The organism is Coprococcus sp. OM04-5BH (genome assembly GCF_003482105.1).
In the GTDB taxonomy this organism is placed as follows: Bacteria; Bacillota; Clostridia; order Lachnospirales; family Lachnospiraceae; genus Coprococcus.
In genome coordinates, this window is sequence record NZ_QULM01000001.1 from 683,413 (window position 1) to 699,895 (window position 16,483).

At 35.2% G+C, this 16,483-nt stretch carries 14 protein-coding genes and 1 pseudogene; 12 read left to right on the forward strand and 3 right to left on the reverse strand.

Translation table 11 applies throughout. The features are described 5' to 3' along the window. The 5 genes from DXB54_RS02915 (at position 1) to DXB54_RS02935 (ending at position 8,027) form a co-directional block, all read left to right on the forward strand. Entirely contained in the window at positions 1-678 is a 678-nt protein-coding gene (locus DXB54_RS02915; RefSeq protein ID WP_118694190.1) for a hypothetical protein, read from the forward strand. After that, a complete protein-coding gene (locus tag DXB54_RS02920; protein WP_243104726.1) occupies positions 659-2,497 on the forward strand; it encodes an ATP-dependent nuclease in 1,839 nt (612 codons plus the stop codon). Before DXB54_RS02915 ends, DXB54_RS02920 begins: the two co-directional genes overlap by 20 nt. Position 2,498: 1 nt before the next feature. Beyond that, positions 2,499-3,842 carry a UvrD-helicase domain-containing protein gene (locus tag DXB54_RS02925; protein WP_118694191.1) on the forward strand — a complete coding sequence of 448 codons (1,344 nt, stop codon included), beginning with the start codon at positions 2,499-2,501 and terminating at the stop codon, positions 3,840-3,842. A 30-nt stretch (positions 3,843-3,872) separates the two neighbouring features. Next, positions 3,873-4,880, forward strand: a complete 1,008-nt coding sequence (locus DXB54_RS02930) for a hypothetical protein (protein WP_118694192.1) — start codon at positions 3,873-3,875, stop codon at positions 4,878-4,880. Positions 4,881-5,135: 255 nt separating this feature from the next. Continuing rightward, positions 5,136-8,027, forward strand: a complete 2,892-nt coding sequence (locus DXB54_RS02935) for a DEAD/DEAH box helicase (RefSeq protein WP_118694193.1) — start codon at positions 5,136-5,138, stop codon at positions 8,025-8,027. A 77-nt stretch (positions 8,028-8,104) separates the two neighbouring features. Here DXB54_RS02935 and DXB54_RS02940 read toward each other — a convergent pair whose 3' ends face one another. Then, positions 8,105-8,371 carry a hypothetical protein gene (locus tag DXB54_RS02940; RefSeq protein ID WP_118694194.1) on the reverse strand — a complete coding sequence of 89 codons (267 nt, stop codon included), beginning with the start codon at positions 8,369-8,371 and terminating at the stop codon, positions 8,105-8,107. Continuing rightward, positions 8,358-8,741, reverse strand: coding sequence for a plasmid mobilization protein (locus tag DXB54_RS02945; RefSeq protein WP_118694195.1), 384 nt, complete (start codon positions 8,739-8,741; stop codon positions 8,358-8,360). The genes DXB54_RS02940 and DXB54_RS02945 overlap by 14 nt, the downstream gene beginning before the upstream one ends. 867 nt (positions 8,742-9,608) lie before the next feature. Here DXB54_RS02945 and DXB54_RS02950 point away from each other — a divergent pair. Together DXB54_RS02950 and DXB54_RS12280 are read left to right on the forward strand one after the other, a co-directional pair. Continuing rightward, positions 9,609-10,019 (forward strand): hypothetical protein, encoded by a 411-nt coding sequence (locus DXB54_RS02950; RefSeq protein ID WP_118694196.1) that lies wholly within the window; start codon positions 9,609-9,611, stop codon positions 10,017-10,019. A 244-nt stretch (positions 10,020-10,263) separates the two neighbouring features. Further along, positions 10,264-10,515 carry a restriction endonuclease gene (locus DXB54_RS12280; RefSeq protein ID WP_243104750.1) on the forward strand — a complete coding sequence of 84 codons (252 nt, stop codon included), beginning with the start codon at positions 10,264-10,266 and terminating at the stop codon, positions 10,513-10,515. 181 nt (positions 10,516-10,696) lie between these two features. Here the strand turns inward: DXB54_RS12280 and DXB54_RS12385 are convergent. Beyond that, positions 10,697-11,955, reverse strand: a pseudogene (locus DXB54_RS12385) (IS110 family transposase). 313 nt (positions 11,956-12,268) lie between these two features. Here DXB54_RS12385 and DXB54_RS02965 point away from each other — a divergent pair. From DXB54_RS02965 to DXB54_RS02985, 5 genes are all read left to right on the forward strand, one after another. Further along, positions 12,269-13,375 (forward strand): hypothetical protein, encoded by a 1,107-nt coding sequence (locus tag DXB54_RS02965; protein ID WP_118694197.1) that lies wholly within the window; start codon positions 12,269-12,271, stop codon positions 13,373-13,375. 188 nt (positions 13,376-13,563) lie between these two features. After that, the gene (locus DXB54_RS02970; RefSeq protein ID WP_021938961.1) at positions 13,564-13,974 is read left to right on the forward strand and encodes a peptide deformylase; all 411 of its coding nucleotides are present in this window, start codon (positions 13,564-13,566) and stop codon (positions 13,972-13,974) included. 491 nt (positions 13,975-14,465) lie between these two features. Then, positions 14,466-14,735, forward strand: a complete 270-nt coding sequence (locus DXB54_RS11820) for a hypothetical protein (RefSeq protein ID WP_118694198.1) — start codon at positions 14,466-14,468, stop codon at positions 14,733-14,735. Positions 14,736-14,955: 220 nt separating this feature from the next. Then, on the forward strand, positions 14,956-15,414 hold the full coding sequence (locus DXB54_RS02980) for a hypothetical protein (RefSeq protein WP_118694199.1): 459 nt from the start codon (positions 14,956-14,958) through the stop codon (positions 15,412-15,414). A 123-nt stretch (positions 15,415-15,537) separates the two neighbouring features. Beyond that, positions 15,538-16,434, forward strand: coding sequence for a DUF2971 domain-containing protein (locus DXB54_RS02985; protein WP_118694200.1), 897 nt, complete (start codon positions 15,538-15,540; stop codon positions 16,432-16,434). The last annotated feature ends 49 nt before the right edge of the window (positions 16,435-16,483 follow it).

The following is a 16,483-nucleotide window of genomic DNA, read 5'->3' on the forward strand; positions in this document are numbered from 1 at the left end:
ATGAAGTATTTATGGACAGAAGATACCGGCGCAGGACTTCACTTCTGGAAATTGGTTAACCAACTTTTCTTTAATGATGCACTTGTTGTCGAAAGTAAAGAAAGCAATCAGGGCTTATTGGATACGTTGTCAGATATTGACATGAAAGAGGACGATAAGTATTATATTGCATTTGATTATGTGGTTGATAATCAGGATATTCGTAACAAGTATCGTATGTTGAAATCAATAGCAGATAAGGCAGAAGGGAAGATTATAATTTTGGATATGATTTGTTTTGAATACCTGATTCTTGCTTTTGATAAGCTAGTGACATGGACAGGCACTGGAAAGACAGATAAAATCAAGATTCGTGAAGAGGCGTTATCAGCAATTGAGGATCATAGAATCAACTTGTCAAAAATTGATGATGAGAAGACATTACAGTACTTGACAGGTTTTAAGAGATACTCTACAGAGCGTGTGATGAAATCATTGGTGGGTGAATTTACACAAAACGAGAAGTGGTCCGTTAAGGGGGGACTTATGGGCGAGTGTTGGTATAAGGATTGCTGTGTGTCGGAACATCCGGATAATCTGAGGTGTGGTAAGCCGGAGATTGAGGATGGGAATGAGAAGATGAGGATGTTGATACAGTCGGAAAAAGTGCAGAAAATAATTGGAGAAGTCATTATTTAAATTATATTTACTAACAATTGACAGCTGTATTGTAAAAAAAGGAAGTGAAGATTTGAAGATTACACATGTTAAAATACGCAATTATAGAAATTTAAGGGATATAGATATAGGTTTAGCAGAAACAGTAGCAATTATAGGGGAAAATAATAGTGGTAAAAGCAACTTTTTAAAAGCAATCACGCTTCCTTTTTTGACTGATGATAATACACATATCAGTAAGAAATTATCATGGATTGATATAAACAATGAAACTAAGAAATGCTATTATAAGAAAATTATTCTGAATCAAAATAAAATTAGGAATGATGAGATTACTGTTGAGCAATTTGCAGAATTTTTACCGACAGTAAGTGTTGAAGTGAATATTCAGGCAAGTGGTGCAGAGGAATATTATGTTAAGGATATGTCGTATGCAATTGAAGACGGAGAAATTCAATATGGAATAAAATATGAGTTCACTCCTAAGAATTTCGCAGACATATTCAGAGTGGTAAAAGAAGTTGTATCTCAGACTGAAATTAACGATGCAAATTTAAAAGAGGTTAAAATGAATCTCTTACCAGTAGAATATTATAATTATTCAATAAAAGTTTCGGATGGTAGCAATGTGTCATATGATACATTGAGAATGTTCAAGTACGAGGCTCTTGAGGCAGAAAGAGATGATTTTTCAAAAACTAAGAATCAGTTGGGCTCAAAATTTTTGGTTGATTTATTGAAAGATAGACTTTCTGATCAGGATAAATTGAAAATAGAAAAAGAATATAGTCATTTCTTTGAGGCACTAAAAGAAATTAGTGATATTAATGATATAATTAACTGGCAAGAAACATCTGAGCTAAAGGGTGCAAAGAAGTTTTTTTCGCACATTAACATTCTGCCTAATATGCCACCAATGCAATCTATTTTAAGTAGTGTAAGGTTGGGATATTCAGAAGAAGAATTGTCAATGCAAGGATTGGGACATCGTAACTTAGTATTGCTGTTTGTGCTGATTAATTCACTGCTTGGAAAGGAAACAGATATTGCTCTGAATGTTTTAACGATAGAAGAACCAGAAGCCCATTTGTGTATTAATAATACAAGATTGATGGTAAGTTTTTTAAAAGCATTTACGGATAAGAATAAAACTGTGCAGTTGTTTTATTCCACACATAGTACTGAATTCATTAACAAGATGAATTTAAAAAATGTGGTGGTTTTACATAATGGAAAAGCTTACTCATTTGCAGATGAATTAGAGGATGAAGATTTTGCATATTTAGCAAAGAACCCTAATTTGGATCTCTTTAAACTATTTTTCTCTAAGAAATGTATTTTGTTTGAGGGAATATCGGAAGAATTATTAATTCGTTCTTATATTGACTCAAAAGAAACATTAAGTGACATTGAAGTGCTGTCATTTCATAAAGGGTTTAAAAAAATAATGAATATTTGGAAAAAAGTCAATGAAGGTTCTGGCAATAAATTGGGCATTATTCGTGATTATGATAATCAATCTAACGCTAAGAAGCAACATGATAAATATAATGATGATAAGGAAATATGTGTTAGAACGACCGAGTATTATACTTTAGAACCGGAAATTGTAAATACGGGTGACAACTATAAGATATTGAAGAACAAATATGGAGATGTTTTTGGTTGGAATGATATGACAGATGATCAGCTTACAGAAGCGTGGAAAAATGCAAAAGCAACTGATATGTTTACGATTTGTAAAGATTTAGCTAGTGGAGAATTAGAAGGTTTTCAAATGCCAAAACATATCCAAGATGTTATAGATTTTCTTTCACAAGAGTCAGAAGAGGTGTTATAAAGTGGAAATAAATATAGCAGGTGCAGGAGCAGGAAAGACTACAAAGATGTCTGATAAAATAATACTTCTTCGTAATCAAATTGATGCGGAAAAGAAAATATTTTGCGTTGCATTTACTAATAGTGCCGTAGATTGTATTCGTAGAAAGCTGTGCGAACATTATGTACAAATTCCGGAAAACATAATAGTGAGTACGATTCATTCGTTTTTGTATAGGGAAATAATAAAGCCATATTATCATTTACTTTATGGAAAGAAATATGAAAAAATTTCTATTGCAGAATTACCACAAGACGCAAAGTATAAAAATGCAAAGATTAAAAGACTTGATGATATGAATGTACTTCATCAAACAGTAATTCCTGAACATGCTAAATGGGTATTGTGTAAAAAATCAAAGGATACAAAAAATATAAAAGATGGGAGACAAATAATTAAAAATGCAATTGTAAAATATTGTGGTGCAATCTGTATAGATGAAGTACAGGACATAGATAAGCATATGCAAGAAATTATAGAAGAATTAAGTGGAATGGAAATCCCAATGATACTGATGGGAGATCCGAAGCAGGATTTAAAAGGATTTAAATGCTTAAGAAACCTTATGTCTATATACGAACAAAATGTTAGATATATATCAGAATGTCATAGATGTCCGCAATTACATTTAGAACTGTCAAATCGTTTGGTAGATAAAAATGAAAAGCAGAAATCTGAAAAGGACTCCGGTCAATTATCAGTATATTATGAAAGTGAAATTGATTGCCACACATTAATTGAAAGACAAAAATATGATTTGATGTATATATCCCAGAAGCAAGGGGTGTATGAAACACACGACTACAAGAAGAATAACATAAGAGAGAATTTAGCGGAAGAGCTTGAACCATTGCTGTTTGAGAATCATCCAACCAAAGATGCTCAGACAGTTAAAAAAGTAGCGTATTATTATGCTGGGAAGATGATTGAAAAGTACAGGAATACGGGAAAGAAAAAAGATGCAATGGCATTACTGAGCAAGTGCGAAAAAATAGATTCAAGAAGATATGGCATTATCATAAATATTTTTGAAGACGAAAGTCCAATAAAACAAGAAGATAAGATTTTTGTAAAATCAATAGACTACATAAAGGGAATGGAGGGGGAGAAGTGTTTATTCATTCTCACAAATGACTTGGCAGCATATTTATTTAACGATAACAATACCGAGGCGAATAAGACGAAGAATAAGCTTTATGTAGCCCTTACTCGTTCGTTAAATGAATTGTCGATATACATATTAAAAGAGGTTGAGAATAAATACACAAAGAAGAGAATACAGGATTTTTTTGAAAGATATCTTTGAATATAAGATGATAATAAAGGTGGTGATGAGATGTTGGTAGATGAAATATGGGATTTCAAAAGTATTAACATGGGACGCGAGTTAGAGATTTCTGGAGAATTTATATATGAATCAGCAAAGAAAACAATGTCGATAACTGGATTAAATAATCAATATGAGATTAATATCATATTGTATACTGGAGCAGTTGGCATAGAACGGTTACAAAAAATTTATTTGTGTCTTGTTCTACAAAATCCAACTGATAAGGAATCTGTTCCAAAGTGCCTTATAGAACATAACCATCATGAATTAGAAAAAGAAATTGAGAAATATACTACAGAACAACTTTCAAAAAATGGAAGAAGTCTTTTGGGAGTTTTTTCTAATTATTATAATAATTACCGATATGCAAATTATATACCGGGAAAAAATAGCAGTGAGTTGAGAAAGTTATTTATTAGTTTTTTGAAAAAACAAAATGGAAAATTTAATTTTGATGAGCCATGTGCTTTGATCCAGTTTGATGCATTCAAACGTTTTTACATAAATGAATTGGGAAAATTGGCTAGATATTATTTTGAATTAATAGAACATAAGGCAAGAGATATTAATACGTATACATATGAGATTGACTCGTATTCAAATGCTGCAAGAGTCTTTTTATCAACTCAAAGAAGATCTCTTTATGAGCAGATGGTTATTGAACAAAATTCAATAAAAGAGCTACTGCTCTATATGTATAAGAATAAGCGAGAGTCTGGTGTTTTTAGATTACTGAATGATATGGAATCTTTGGAAATGGATGATGCACTAGTAAATGATTATTTAGCTGATTTATGTGAGGGAAAAGTCAATAATTGGTTGATAGATTATGTAGACGAGTTGTATGAAGAAATGGAAGACATAAAGAAAAGAAAAGAGCGTAAGGAATTATTGGCATTGATTGGAAATAGATCGGTTTTGTTTGACTTTGATGATTTTGAAGATGATGAAAATGAATCATACCACAAGAATATGTTTGAAAGCGACGATATTGAGGGAGGAGAGAATTTGTAGTTGCAAAAAATGAAAATTAACTTGTCATTCAGGTATCATCAAGTTATAATATTCCCATGGCAACAGTTTGGCAACAACCATTCAGTATGTCAAAATAAATAGTGTAATTGATATATAAATATGCCCCATACTCGACCGAAACTTAAATAAAATAAGTTAACTGATGCTTGGGTCATAAAGAGAGAGAATGATAGTGTTTCGGGAGGTACAATGAACTAATATGAGAAAATAATATTAGTTCAGGAAGGAAATTATATGGGGAATTATTTTGAGATTCATTACAATGCAGTAAAATATCCCATAGATTCGGAAAAGAGCAGAGGATTACGAAATGCTCAATTAGGTGCAATTCACGCAATATCATCCTTTTTTACGCTTAATAAAAAAGAGGCGGCTATTGTTATTATGCCGACAGGATCAGGAAAAACAGCTGTGCTTATGTTGACACCATATTTAATACGAAAACAACGAGTATTAGTTGTTACGCCGAGTAAAATGGTTCGTGGACAAATTGCAGAGGATTTTTCTGAACTTAGGACATTGTGTGTAGCTAACGTATTTAATACTTCAATAAAAAAACCTAAAGTTTTTGAATTGGAGCATTTGTATACCAAGGAGTATCAAAAAGACTTGGAGCAAGCAGATGTTATTGTTGCTACACCTAGTTGTGCACTCAGTCTAAGTGAATCTGATTGGGCGAAAGAGAATATTGATTTGGTGGAAGTTGATGAGGCTCATCATACCCCAGCTAAAACATGGCAACAGATCTTAGTAAATTTGTCTGTGGCAACGCATGTGCTGTTTACAGCAACTCCGTTTAGGTTAGATCGAAAAGAGCTGTCTGGTGAAATAATATATGATTATCCACTTTCAAAGGCATACGAAGATGGTATTTTTGGCGAAATACAATATGTTCCTGTGGAAAGTGGAATGGATAATGATTTGTGCATTGCTAAAAGAGCTGAGGAGGTATTGCTGAATGATAGAAAAGCTGGGTATGAACATTATCTGATGGTACGTACGGATACTAAAGTAAGTGCTGAAAAACTGGAGGAGTTATATAAGGATAATACTTCATTGAAACTTTCAAAAGTGGATAGTTCAATGAGTAATTCAAAGGTTAAGCATATTTTGAAATTGTTGCATTCTGGAGAACTGGATGGAATTGTGTGTGTAGATATGCTAGGAGAAGGCTATGATTTTCCTAATCTTAAAATTGCAGCAATACATGTTCCTCATAAATCGCTTGCGAGTACATTACAGTTTATTGGTAGATTTGCTCGGACAAATGCAAAGAATATAGGAAAGGCAAAATTTATTGCGGTAAATAATGAAGAATTAGAAATTGAAAACAATTTACTTTATTCTAAAGATGCTGTATGGCAGGATATGATCATTGGAATGAGTGACGGAAAGAATAAAAGTGAACAGCAAAATAGAAATTATTATAAAGAATATGTTGTGGAAGATGAGCGTATTCTTGAAAATGTCCCTGTTCATGCAATCAGACCTAATTGTCATGTAAAAATCTATCGTTCTATGAGTTTTGATATAAATGCCGAATTTCCAGAGGTGTGTAACGTGGCAGGAAGAATATTAAGAAATAAACAAGAAAATACGGTAGTAGGAATTGGCTTGGAATATGTTTCACCACTTTGGATGGGAAGTGGTGATAAGGTCAATCTTGAATATATTTTATATATAATACATTATCAAACACAAACTCATATGGTACATATATATTCACAGAAACATTCTGAAGCAATGTATGATGAATTGGTATCATCATTTTGTGATTCTTATGATCCGATACCAAAATCAGAAATATATAAAGTATTGGGCAAACTCAAAAACTTCGAGATTTTTAATTCAGGAATGCTAAGTAAGCAATCGCAATCAGGAGAATCATATAGAATAATGGCAGGTTCAGATGTGAGTGATGCAATTGACAAAGATTCGGGAAGAATGTATTCTGCGGGGCATGCATTTTGTAAAGCAGTAGATGATGCAGAAGGAGATGTTACAATTGGATATAGTAGTGCTTCGAAAGTTTGGAGCAGTGCTTACAAAGACTTAAAAGATTATATACAGTGGTGTGATGGGTTGGGAAAGAAAATAGCAAATAAAGATATAAAAGTAAAAACAAATACAAATTTTGATTTTTTACCTCAGCCCCAAGCTCTTGTAGAATATCCGGAAGATATCTTTTATGCAGATTTTACTGCGGAAACATATAGTTGTGATCCTGTTATTAAGTATCGTAGAAAAGAGTCGGATTACGAGTGTTGCAGATTAACGGATGCGATGGTTGTGGTGAAAAATTGTGAGAAGACAAAAGTGTCAGTTGAGGTCTCGGTCGGAGAAATTTCAGAAAACTTGGAATGTGATATAAAAGCCAGATATAGAAGTTTGGAAAATAGATTTATTGTATGTTCAGGAAAAGAAGAAATGCCAATGGACAAATTTCTCACGGAACAACCACTAATATATAAAACTGTAAAGGACATGACGATAACAGGTATTGATGTAATTGAAGGTGATTTTGAGAGCGAGTTATTTGACAGTAATATAATAGAAGGTGTTGATTGGAAGCATTATGATACAAATTTAAAATTGGAATTTAGAAAAAATGACAGCGATACGAGGGTGTCAATTCAGGATGCATTATATAAAATTCTAGAAGCAGATGAAAAATTTAAATATATTATATACGACCATGGTTCAGGTGAAATGGCGGATTATATTACAATTTATGAGACAGATAATGAGTTGGTTGTCGAATTGTATCATGTTAAAAAAATGGGTTCATCTTCTTATAACAATAGTGTTGGTGATGTATATGAAGTATCTGGTCAAGCAATAAAGTCTGTAACATGGTTTACGACAAAGGGAAAGTTACTTGAAAAGTTTACGAGTCGTCATAATTCTGGGCATTGTATAGTGAAAAAAGGTGGAAATTTTAAGACCATGATAAAAGAGATAAAAACATCTGGAAAAGTATTACGAGGATGTATTTGTATAGTGCAACCGGGGATAAAGAAGAGTAAAGCTATACCAGATAGAATTCAAGAAGTGCTGGCAGCAACAGATTCATATGTTAAAAAAGCTGGCAAAGTTAATCGGCTTAGAATAATGGGGAGCATTTAAAATAATGATAACGGGGATAGGATATATCTCGCCAGTCGTAAAAGAAGTCTGCAACTGGTGAGATAAGAATTATGTTGTTAATTGAATTCATTCATAGCATCCACATATTCCTGTAATCCATTAGATTTACAAGCCAATTCAGCATATAGCAGAGGACTTTCCTGTGCTAGCCGATATAGATACGCGATATCATCAGGTGTATCGAGCAAGACGGCTGAATTGCATTTTTCACAACTGATAGTAAGAGGCGTGCCGGTATATGTATCATTGATGGCATTAACAATAACAGAATCTGTATCAGGTTCATACATACCAAACAAGTAACAAGGGTTATTTTGTTTCATGGTGTTCTCCTTCCCACAGATACCTGGCACCATCAAGCAGATCAATGATGGCTGTAAGCATATTGTTATAGTCGGTTTGCAGTTCCTTGATTTCATCGCTTGTAGGGAGATTGTTTAAAGCTTGATGTTCACAGCATTCGGTAAATGTTTTCTGCATTTTAAGTAATTGCAGATACAGAGCATTAACAGTCTGTACAAGAGGATATGTGTTTTCTTTCTTGCCGACAACGCAGATGCGGTTATAGATACAGGAACGAACAAAGTAATCTTTCTTCATCATGCCGCTGGCAAGGATACGGGCTTCGATTTGCTTGCGTTCGGCATCGCTTATTCTAAAACTTATAGTTGGATGTTTGTGTTGATTGCTCATAGAAAAGCTCCTTTCATAGTGGGTGTGGTAGCAGGCACAGTTAAGCACCCGCAAGCCACATTTGATTATTCGTTTTTAGTAGTAAAAGTAGATTGTATCTGCCATGGATTTCGTGGAAGCAATATTGAGTCATTGTAACTAATTTGCTACTAAAGTTTTTGAAAACGACATGAAAAGAGTAACATTAGATGAAATGGATGCGGTGGAATGCCGCATAAAATCAGCATTTTCGATTTGATGATACTTCCTTTGGGAAGAGTTTGAATAATTTTTAAAAGCTCGCAAAGCCTAGTAAAATGGGCATTTGCGAGCTTGTTTTTTGCCTTGTGGTACTAAAATGGTACTAAAGTGAGCTGTGCAGGAATAGTTTCTGCACAACTATTCACTTGTAAGTATACATCGATTGTTTTTTGTTCAAGAGTATACATAGTGGGACGCCTCCTTTTGGTCCAGGATGTTTGTTCGTACCCTCACAAACTTTTTTAGGAGTGAAAAAGGTGAATATTCTTGCATCAAGAAACCATGATTCCGGTTCATTGGAAACCTGCATTCCGGATACGGAAACCGCCTTTAATCGGCTTAACTATCATTCATAAGAAATTGGAGCCGATGTCAAGCCCAGAGCCGCTTTGCGGGGCGTTAGCCGGCTTTATATTGGGGGGAATTTCTTGTACTCTGGATAATTGCCAATTGGTTTTCTAACCACCGGACAGCATGGACATCATGACCGGAATATTCAAAAGGATAAAGTTATAAAACATTATAATGATTTGCATTCAAATAAAAACAATTAATTAAAAAGAAAAAATTATAATTGACTAACTATAGTGCAGGGGTGTATGATAAAGAAAAAATGAGGTGAACAGTATGGAAAATATATCAAACGCTCAAAAGATAAAAGTCTATTATAAAGAACTTCTAAATGACCATAAGGAGCACTCAAGGATTGAATTGTTTGACTATGCCCAGAAGAATTCGGGATATTGTTATACAGATGGCATGTTAACAGGGGCATTACGAACTTTAGTTATAGATACAAAGGAGTACTCTTGTATCCGACGTGGCTGGTATAAAAAAGTGGACACAGAAGAAAATATGAAAAAAAAGAGTTCTTTAATTGGTGCCTATATAGAAATATTGCAGGATGCTTTAAAAAAGTGTGGAAATATTACATCGGATCCTTTCTATGTCATGAACATGGGACAGAGTGATTTGAAAAAAATGCAAAAAATTAATGATTGCCTTGTAATGATTGAAAAACTTGTAGAAGAAATTTAATAGACATATTTTGATTAATTGGGCTTGAAGGTGTGCTGTTAAATTTTATATTATCAGAAAGGCTATGTAGATATGAAGCATAAAGCGACAGATAAATACCGGTAGGAAATTAAGAGTGGAACCTTTTGCAAGGGAATAGGTGAACTTAGCCCCTTGGCAGAAATGAGTATTGAGAGAAGATTTGTAGACGACAGAAGAAGTATGCGTATATGCAAAACTTCCAAAAACTTTCCAAATTCCTACGCTGGTAGGAAATTGTTCTCTTGACTGGGCAATAGCATTTTATGAGGTGATGGTCAAGCATATATTCTTTGTTGCTGAAACCCAAGGAACAGCGGAAACGCTTAATCTCAGCCCAATAGAGCAGGCAAAGATTTCTTGTGCTAAAAAAGTGTTTAATGAAATGGTTAATAGTAAGGTGGTTTATCTAGACGTTGATGGCTATAAGGTCTTACTCAATATCATGTCGTCGATTGATAAGAAGAACTTAAATTAATTTGGAGAACTATTTATATTATTTATTAGCGACATGAAAAAGCTATTGGGTATAGGAATGAAAATAATTAGTAAAAGTAAAGTTTGAAACAAAGAAGTAGAGTTTATTCGAAAAAATAGAGCATAACAAATAAACCATCCTAGGGGTGGCATAAAAAATTAAATATTAACGCAACACCTAATCAGGAAATTGCTAAAGGTTCATCCTTTATGACGTAGCTTCGCTGTTTCAAAAGATTAAGTGCTTGTGAAGTGGAAAGAACTTTTTCTTTCTTCACCGGACGAGATTCAAGAAAACCTTCTGGTGTATATGGTTTTAAATCTGTAAGTATGTGCCAGATAGCGGTCAGGATCATACAGCAGATGGCAATGATGGCTTTCTTGAACCACGGCGTGCTTTGATACGCTTGTAGCGGTTGGTAAATTCAGAATACTTCTTCGATTTGATTAAAGCATTTGCAACTTGTACCAGAACTGGTTTAAAATAAGAAACAGCATGGGAAAATCTAGTAGATTTGATTTTTTGATTGCTTTGATCATTACGGGGACAGCATCCGGTCCGGGAGATGAGGTGTTTCGCTGTGGGGAAGACAGACATATCACCACCAATCTCTGAAAGCACTTGAACAACGGTCATCGGATTTTTATCGAATCCGGGAACAGTCCTTATTAAGTTTAAAGTAGCCTCATATTTATCACTGAGATGAAGGATTTCCTGTTTTACTTCTGAAATGTGTCTGTTCAGTTCATCGATGTGATCAAGGCACTGTCTGAGTTTAACCACTTGTTCTTTTGAAATGGCACCATCAACAGCAACTTGTATTTCTTCAATAGGAGTTTTACAGCGTCCGTGAACAAAAGGTGTTACATCAAATTTTTCTCTTGGGTGTTGTAAAATCTGTTCTGTAATAGAACGAGATTATTTACCAAATACATCAGAAAATACATCATCAAGCTTAAGATTAGATACGGTAAGACAATTTTGGGCACGATTCTTTTCGCCAGAGATCATACAGGTGAGTTTATATCGGTATCTTATAAGATCTCTAAGCTCTCTGATGTCAGCGGGTGGGATAAAAGAAGGCTTTATCATTCCGCACATGTAGGGGTCACAGATTCATTTCGCATCTTTGCGGTCGGTCTTGTTTCCTTTCATTGGCTTTGTGTATTTGGGATGAGAAAGAGTAACCCATAAATTGTGTTGCTCTAAGATATTGAAAACAGGGATCCAGTACTTTCCGGTTGATTCCATACAAACATCTTTACAGTTATATTTGGCAAGCCAATCACACAGCTCATTCAATCCTTTAGTAAAGGAAGAAAAGCGAGCCTGCTTATATTCAGTACGATTGTTGGAGTCAGTGATACCGATACATGCATAAATCCATGTTTTGTGGACGTCGAGCCCACAGCAGTTAAATTTTAAGATTTTAAATAACAATGAAATAACCTCCTGAAATCTATAGCTATAAAACTGACAGTGACTGGTCATCCGACGAGATTGGGTCGACTTCGTAAGAGATAAGTTTACGGGTTACTGTTATGCGCCACTCATTGATGCCTTAACGGATGACCCACAACATATACATATACGAGGTCGCCGCTATACAGCCCCGCCACTCACCTCCACGTGTTCTGTAGTATGCCAGTCTTATAACATAATAATATCAGAAGGAATATAAATTAGATAGTGAAAGCCAATGCACATGTTTCATGACGCATTGGTGTCTTTCACAGAAAGACGGGTAATATGTATGACAAAAAAGAAACATAAGAAAAATCAAAAAAAAAGAGAAAAACGGATAGAAAATCATCAGGAGAATTTAAGGGGTAATGCCGATAAAGGACAGACGAAAAATCAGCAAGTGATACTTGAAGAGGTAGAGGAGAAAGAGCAAAGAAGATCAACCAGATTGGGAGCAATTATTGCTATTGTTGCTGTAATGGGAACGGTATGTACTTTTTTACTCAAAATGACGACTAGTTTACTGAATGTGTGGTCAGAGCAGGGTATAATCTTTTGGTGCTTAAAAATACTTTTATCATTAGCTTTATCAATGGCACTTATTATATTCTTAGATATAGTGACTTATGTGATATATGACTTGAAAAGGTATAATGTGCTGGATCAGAATTATAAACAGTTGGATTGGGAATCAGACAAAAGATACAAATGTTTGATCAATGATTTTAAATTATATATATCAGTGCTCTTAGTGGTTGTATTTTTGTTCACCATATTAAGTGAAATTTATGGAAGGGATGGTCAAAAATGGCGTGGAATTTTGATGGCTTGTTTGGTTGCAATTGCAGCAATTGTTATTTTTCTAAAAAGACTAGAACATAAAGCTACAGCAGGGTTTAATGACAAGCTTTTGAATGTGGGGAAAGAAATTGGGAAATTGACAGTTGCATTGATATTTTGTCTGAGTATAATTCCTATATTCATATTAAAGGACGAAGCCACAATTAGTGTAAGATATAATTCTGATGGTTCTGTTGAAATATGTAATACATCAACAAAAAATTATGATGGATTATATATAGAAATATTTGATACAAATGGGGAAATGATTTACAGAGAGGCTGTTGGTAAAGAAAATATCTTGTTTGCGCAAGATGATGTACATGTTAAAAATTGGGTTGATAATGAAAATGTTGCGGAAGGAGTATTATTAAACAGCGGGCATTTGCATTGGAAATATATATTAGATTTAAAAATAATAGTAAGGAAATCGGGTAAATATAAAGCATTAATAAAAGTAAAACAAGGTGGCAAAAGTGTACTTTTACTTAACGAATTTTCAGTAGACAATGAAGAGTATAATTTTGCGAAAGAAAGTATGGAAAAAGACTATTAAAAGATGCTACTGGTGAAAACTTTTGCGACTAAATTAATAAACTGCAAAAACCTATTAAAATGGACTACTATGTAAGGGAATAGTGTCATATGCATTTAAAAATATTATATAAAACTTGGACGGCAGATAATGTGATGTGGAATAAAAACAACTGATACCAGTAGTTGCAGGAAAAGGAGACCCAAACCATGATCAAACAAATAAAAACAGGACAACAAATTTTTTCAAGAAAAGCAAAGCAAGCGACGGAGGCTGACAAGCAGGTTGTTACGGATATGCTTGACACCTTGCGGGCGAATAGGGAGCGGTGCGTTGGCATGGCGGCGAACATGATCGGAGTGAACAAGGCGGTGATTGTTGTGGCTGCGGGACCATTTCAATTTGCAATGATCAATCCGGTGATCACGAAGAAGAGCGGTGAATATCGGACTGAAGAAGGCTGCCTTTCCCTTAATGGAGTCAGACAGTGCACACGATATAAGGAAATAGAGGTAGACTACCTTGATAGCAATTTTAAACCCCAGCACAGTGCTTACAGTGGATATGTGGCGCAGATAATACAACATGAGATAGATCATTGTAATGGAATAATTATTTGATGGGTGACAATTAAGGTTTATTACAGCATAATAGTTACCACAGATAATTACCACGGGCAATCATTGCAAATGATAATTGCAATATATTATTAATTTGACAGATAATTGTCAAAGACAATGATTTGTACCAATAATCAATTTGAAAGAATATTTATCATAAATAATTGCAAGTATGATTATCAGGAATACGAGACTACTACAAAAATATAGTTGCTATAGCTTGTACCCACAATTTCAGATGAGCGGAAAGGCAAATAAATCTTCGCTCACACAATAAACACAAAACATGAAAGGATGATACACATTGGATAAGAAAAAGACAGATTTTACCCAGGGAAATATACTGGGAAAATTAATACAGTTTATGCTGCCGGAGCTGCCATTGCAACAGTATTTGCCCAGGCGGTAAGTGTAGTGTATGCCCTGGTCATTCTGCTTAATAGAAATAAGGTGTTTAGGATAACAAGGGAAGATCTCAGGATAAACAGACGGTGCAGAGGATAAAGACAAGTGATCACAAGTTCATAGCTGTTATCCTGATAATGGCACTGGCATTTATCTGTATCTGCTCCCACAGTTACTATGCTGACTGGCTGGTAAATGAAGACCAGGCGGGCGTACATTCCACAGCGTCAGCAGTTGATGGCGCGGACAGACAACTGGACGGGGCAAGGATCCTGGATTATTCCTTAGGGGCCAATATCTGTGGTGTAATAACCACCGCCATATTGACGTGTATATATATAACGCTGTTGAGTTAAACATATCTTGACGGATTTAAAGTGAATACATAATAGTGTCATAGGGGTGGCCTTTATCTGGCTGCCCCTTGTTTATTTGCTGGCTGCACGAAAAATAAATCCTCAAATATAATAAAATTATATTGATTTATATTAAGAAATGCAGGAAAATAGAAGTGTATATTGTTGCAGAAAGATATTTGCAGCAGAAACAACATAAAACATTGTTTTACAGAAGGGTGTGGGAAGGCTTACGGCATTACATGATGAAAATGGTTCCGGATCAGATGGTTCCGGATGGGGAATAGCACTGGTAATCATTGCTGTTATTATTTTGACAATTATAGGTGCGGCAAATGCCGATAAAGACCCCGGGTATGCAACTAAGGTACATACATGGGTAGAAAGAACCAGTGAGGTTACGACTCAGGAAAAGGTAAGGTCAACTACGGAATATATAACCACAGAACTAAGAGAGACCACAACAGGAAGTACCTCCCAGCCTACGGAGAAAAATACTACAACGACCGGTCATAAATATAATACTTCAAGTGACTCATATGATGATGGTTATGATGATGGCTATGATGATATTTATATGGATGGGGATTATGATTATGACAGGTATGATCACGATAGTGATTATGCAGATGGTGTAGACGATGCATTGGATGAATTCGGTGATGATTACGACGATTGAAAAGGCTGCAAATTTGCTCCGGTACATTGCGGGATATTTCAAGCTGTGTTATCATGACAACATATAACACAACATATAACACAACATATGTACGATGGAACAACGAAAGGTGAATATAGAATAATGTTACAAGGGGTAGGAAGTAAAGTTTTTAGATATGAAAGTGCCAATGAAGAAAATATTCAGGCATTTGCAGATGACAGACTTTATTTTGCTGCCCCTGATGTATTTAATGGGCCATTTGAGAAGAGTATGTATGTGGACTTTTACAGGGCATGGGAGTTGGTGTCCTATGAGCTGGAGCATTATGAGAGAGATTATCTGGGTGGTAAGAATAAGGACAGCTTTCGGATAATAACGCCTTTTAACAGGGAATTTTTCACGAAGACTTCCGAGACTCCCGAAAGTAGGAAAGCCTTTGAGGACAAGATTTGTCTTGCCATCGGAGATATTACAGGAAAGCTCGGGGCAAATGGCAGGATGGCAGACTTCTACGAGGATTACCTGTCGGACAATGTATGGATGGAGCATGGTGATCATTATAGAGGATTTGCACTTATGTATGATAAGGCAAAACTTGAAAAGGGCGTACTTTATGATCTGGAAGATCGGGAGCTGCTTAAGAAAGCAAGCTTTGGTAAGGTGAACTACAGGGAGGCACGGCATGATTTGGGTGCTGAGCTTTTTAAGCTTTTGTCCCAGAAAAGCCACAATGATATAAAGAACGGACTTAAGCCGGTATTACTGCAGATGCTTACAATCAGAAATAAGAGCCGGGCTTCGGAGAAGGAGTGGAGGCTGTGCAGTTTTCCGGAAGATATCAATACTCCTGATGAGGCTGCATATATGTCCGTGAAGCCTGAGGCGGTATTTGTAGGGGAAGATATTGACCATGACGTGAAACTTGAGCTGTGCCGTATTGCAAAGAAAAAGAAGCTTCATGTGTATGAGGTATATGTGGATCCTGCAACACCGTTTTACAGACTGGATTTTAGGAAGATTGATAATAAGGGTCGGTAGATGTAAACTTCCCCCAACTGCCGTTTGACAGTCCATTAAAGTTGTGTTA

What these genes read in the sequence shown, in the direction of transcription:
- DXB54_RS02915 (WP_118694190.1), top strand. Translation starts at nt 1, where the DNA reads ATGAAGTATTTATGGACAGAAGATACCGGCGCAGGACTTCACTTCTGG.
- DXB54_RS02930 (WP_118694192.1), top strand. Translation starts at nt 3,873, where the DNA reads ATGTTGGTAGATGAAATATGGGATTTCAAAAGTATTAACATGGGACGC.
- DXB54_RS02935 (WP_118694193.1), top strand. Translation starts at nt 5,136, where the DNA reads ATGGGGAATTATTTTGAGATTCATTACAATGCAGTAAAATATCCCATA.
- DXB54_RS02940 (WP_118694194.1), bottom strand. Translation starts at nt 8,371, where the DNA reads ATGAAACAAAATAACCCTTGTTACTTGTTTGGTATGTATGAACCTGAT.
- DXB54_RS02945 (WP_118694195.1), bottom strand. Translation starts at nt 8,741, where the DNA reads ATGAGCAATCAACACAAACATCCAACTATAAGTTTTAGAATAAGCGAT.
- DXB54_RS02950 (WP_118694196.1), top strand. Translation starts at nt 9,609, where the DNA reads ATGGAAAATATATCAAACGCTCAAAAGATAAAAGTCTATTATAAAGAA.
- DXB54_RS02965 (WP_118694197.1), top strand. Translation starts at nt 12,269, where the DNA reads ATGACAAAAAAGAAACATAAGAAAAATCAAAAAAAAAGAGAAAAACGG.
- DXB54_RS02970 (WP_021938961.1), top strand. Translation starts at nt 13,564, where the DNA reads ATGATCAAACAAATAAAAACAGGACAACAAATTTTTTCAAGAAAAGCA.
- DXB54_RS02985 (WP_118694200.1), top strand. Translation starts at nt 15,538, where the DNA reads ATGTTACAAGGGGTAGGAAGTAAAGTTTTTAGATATGAAAGTGCCAAT.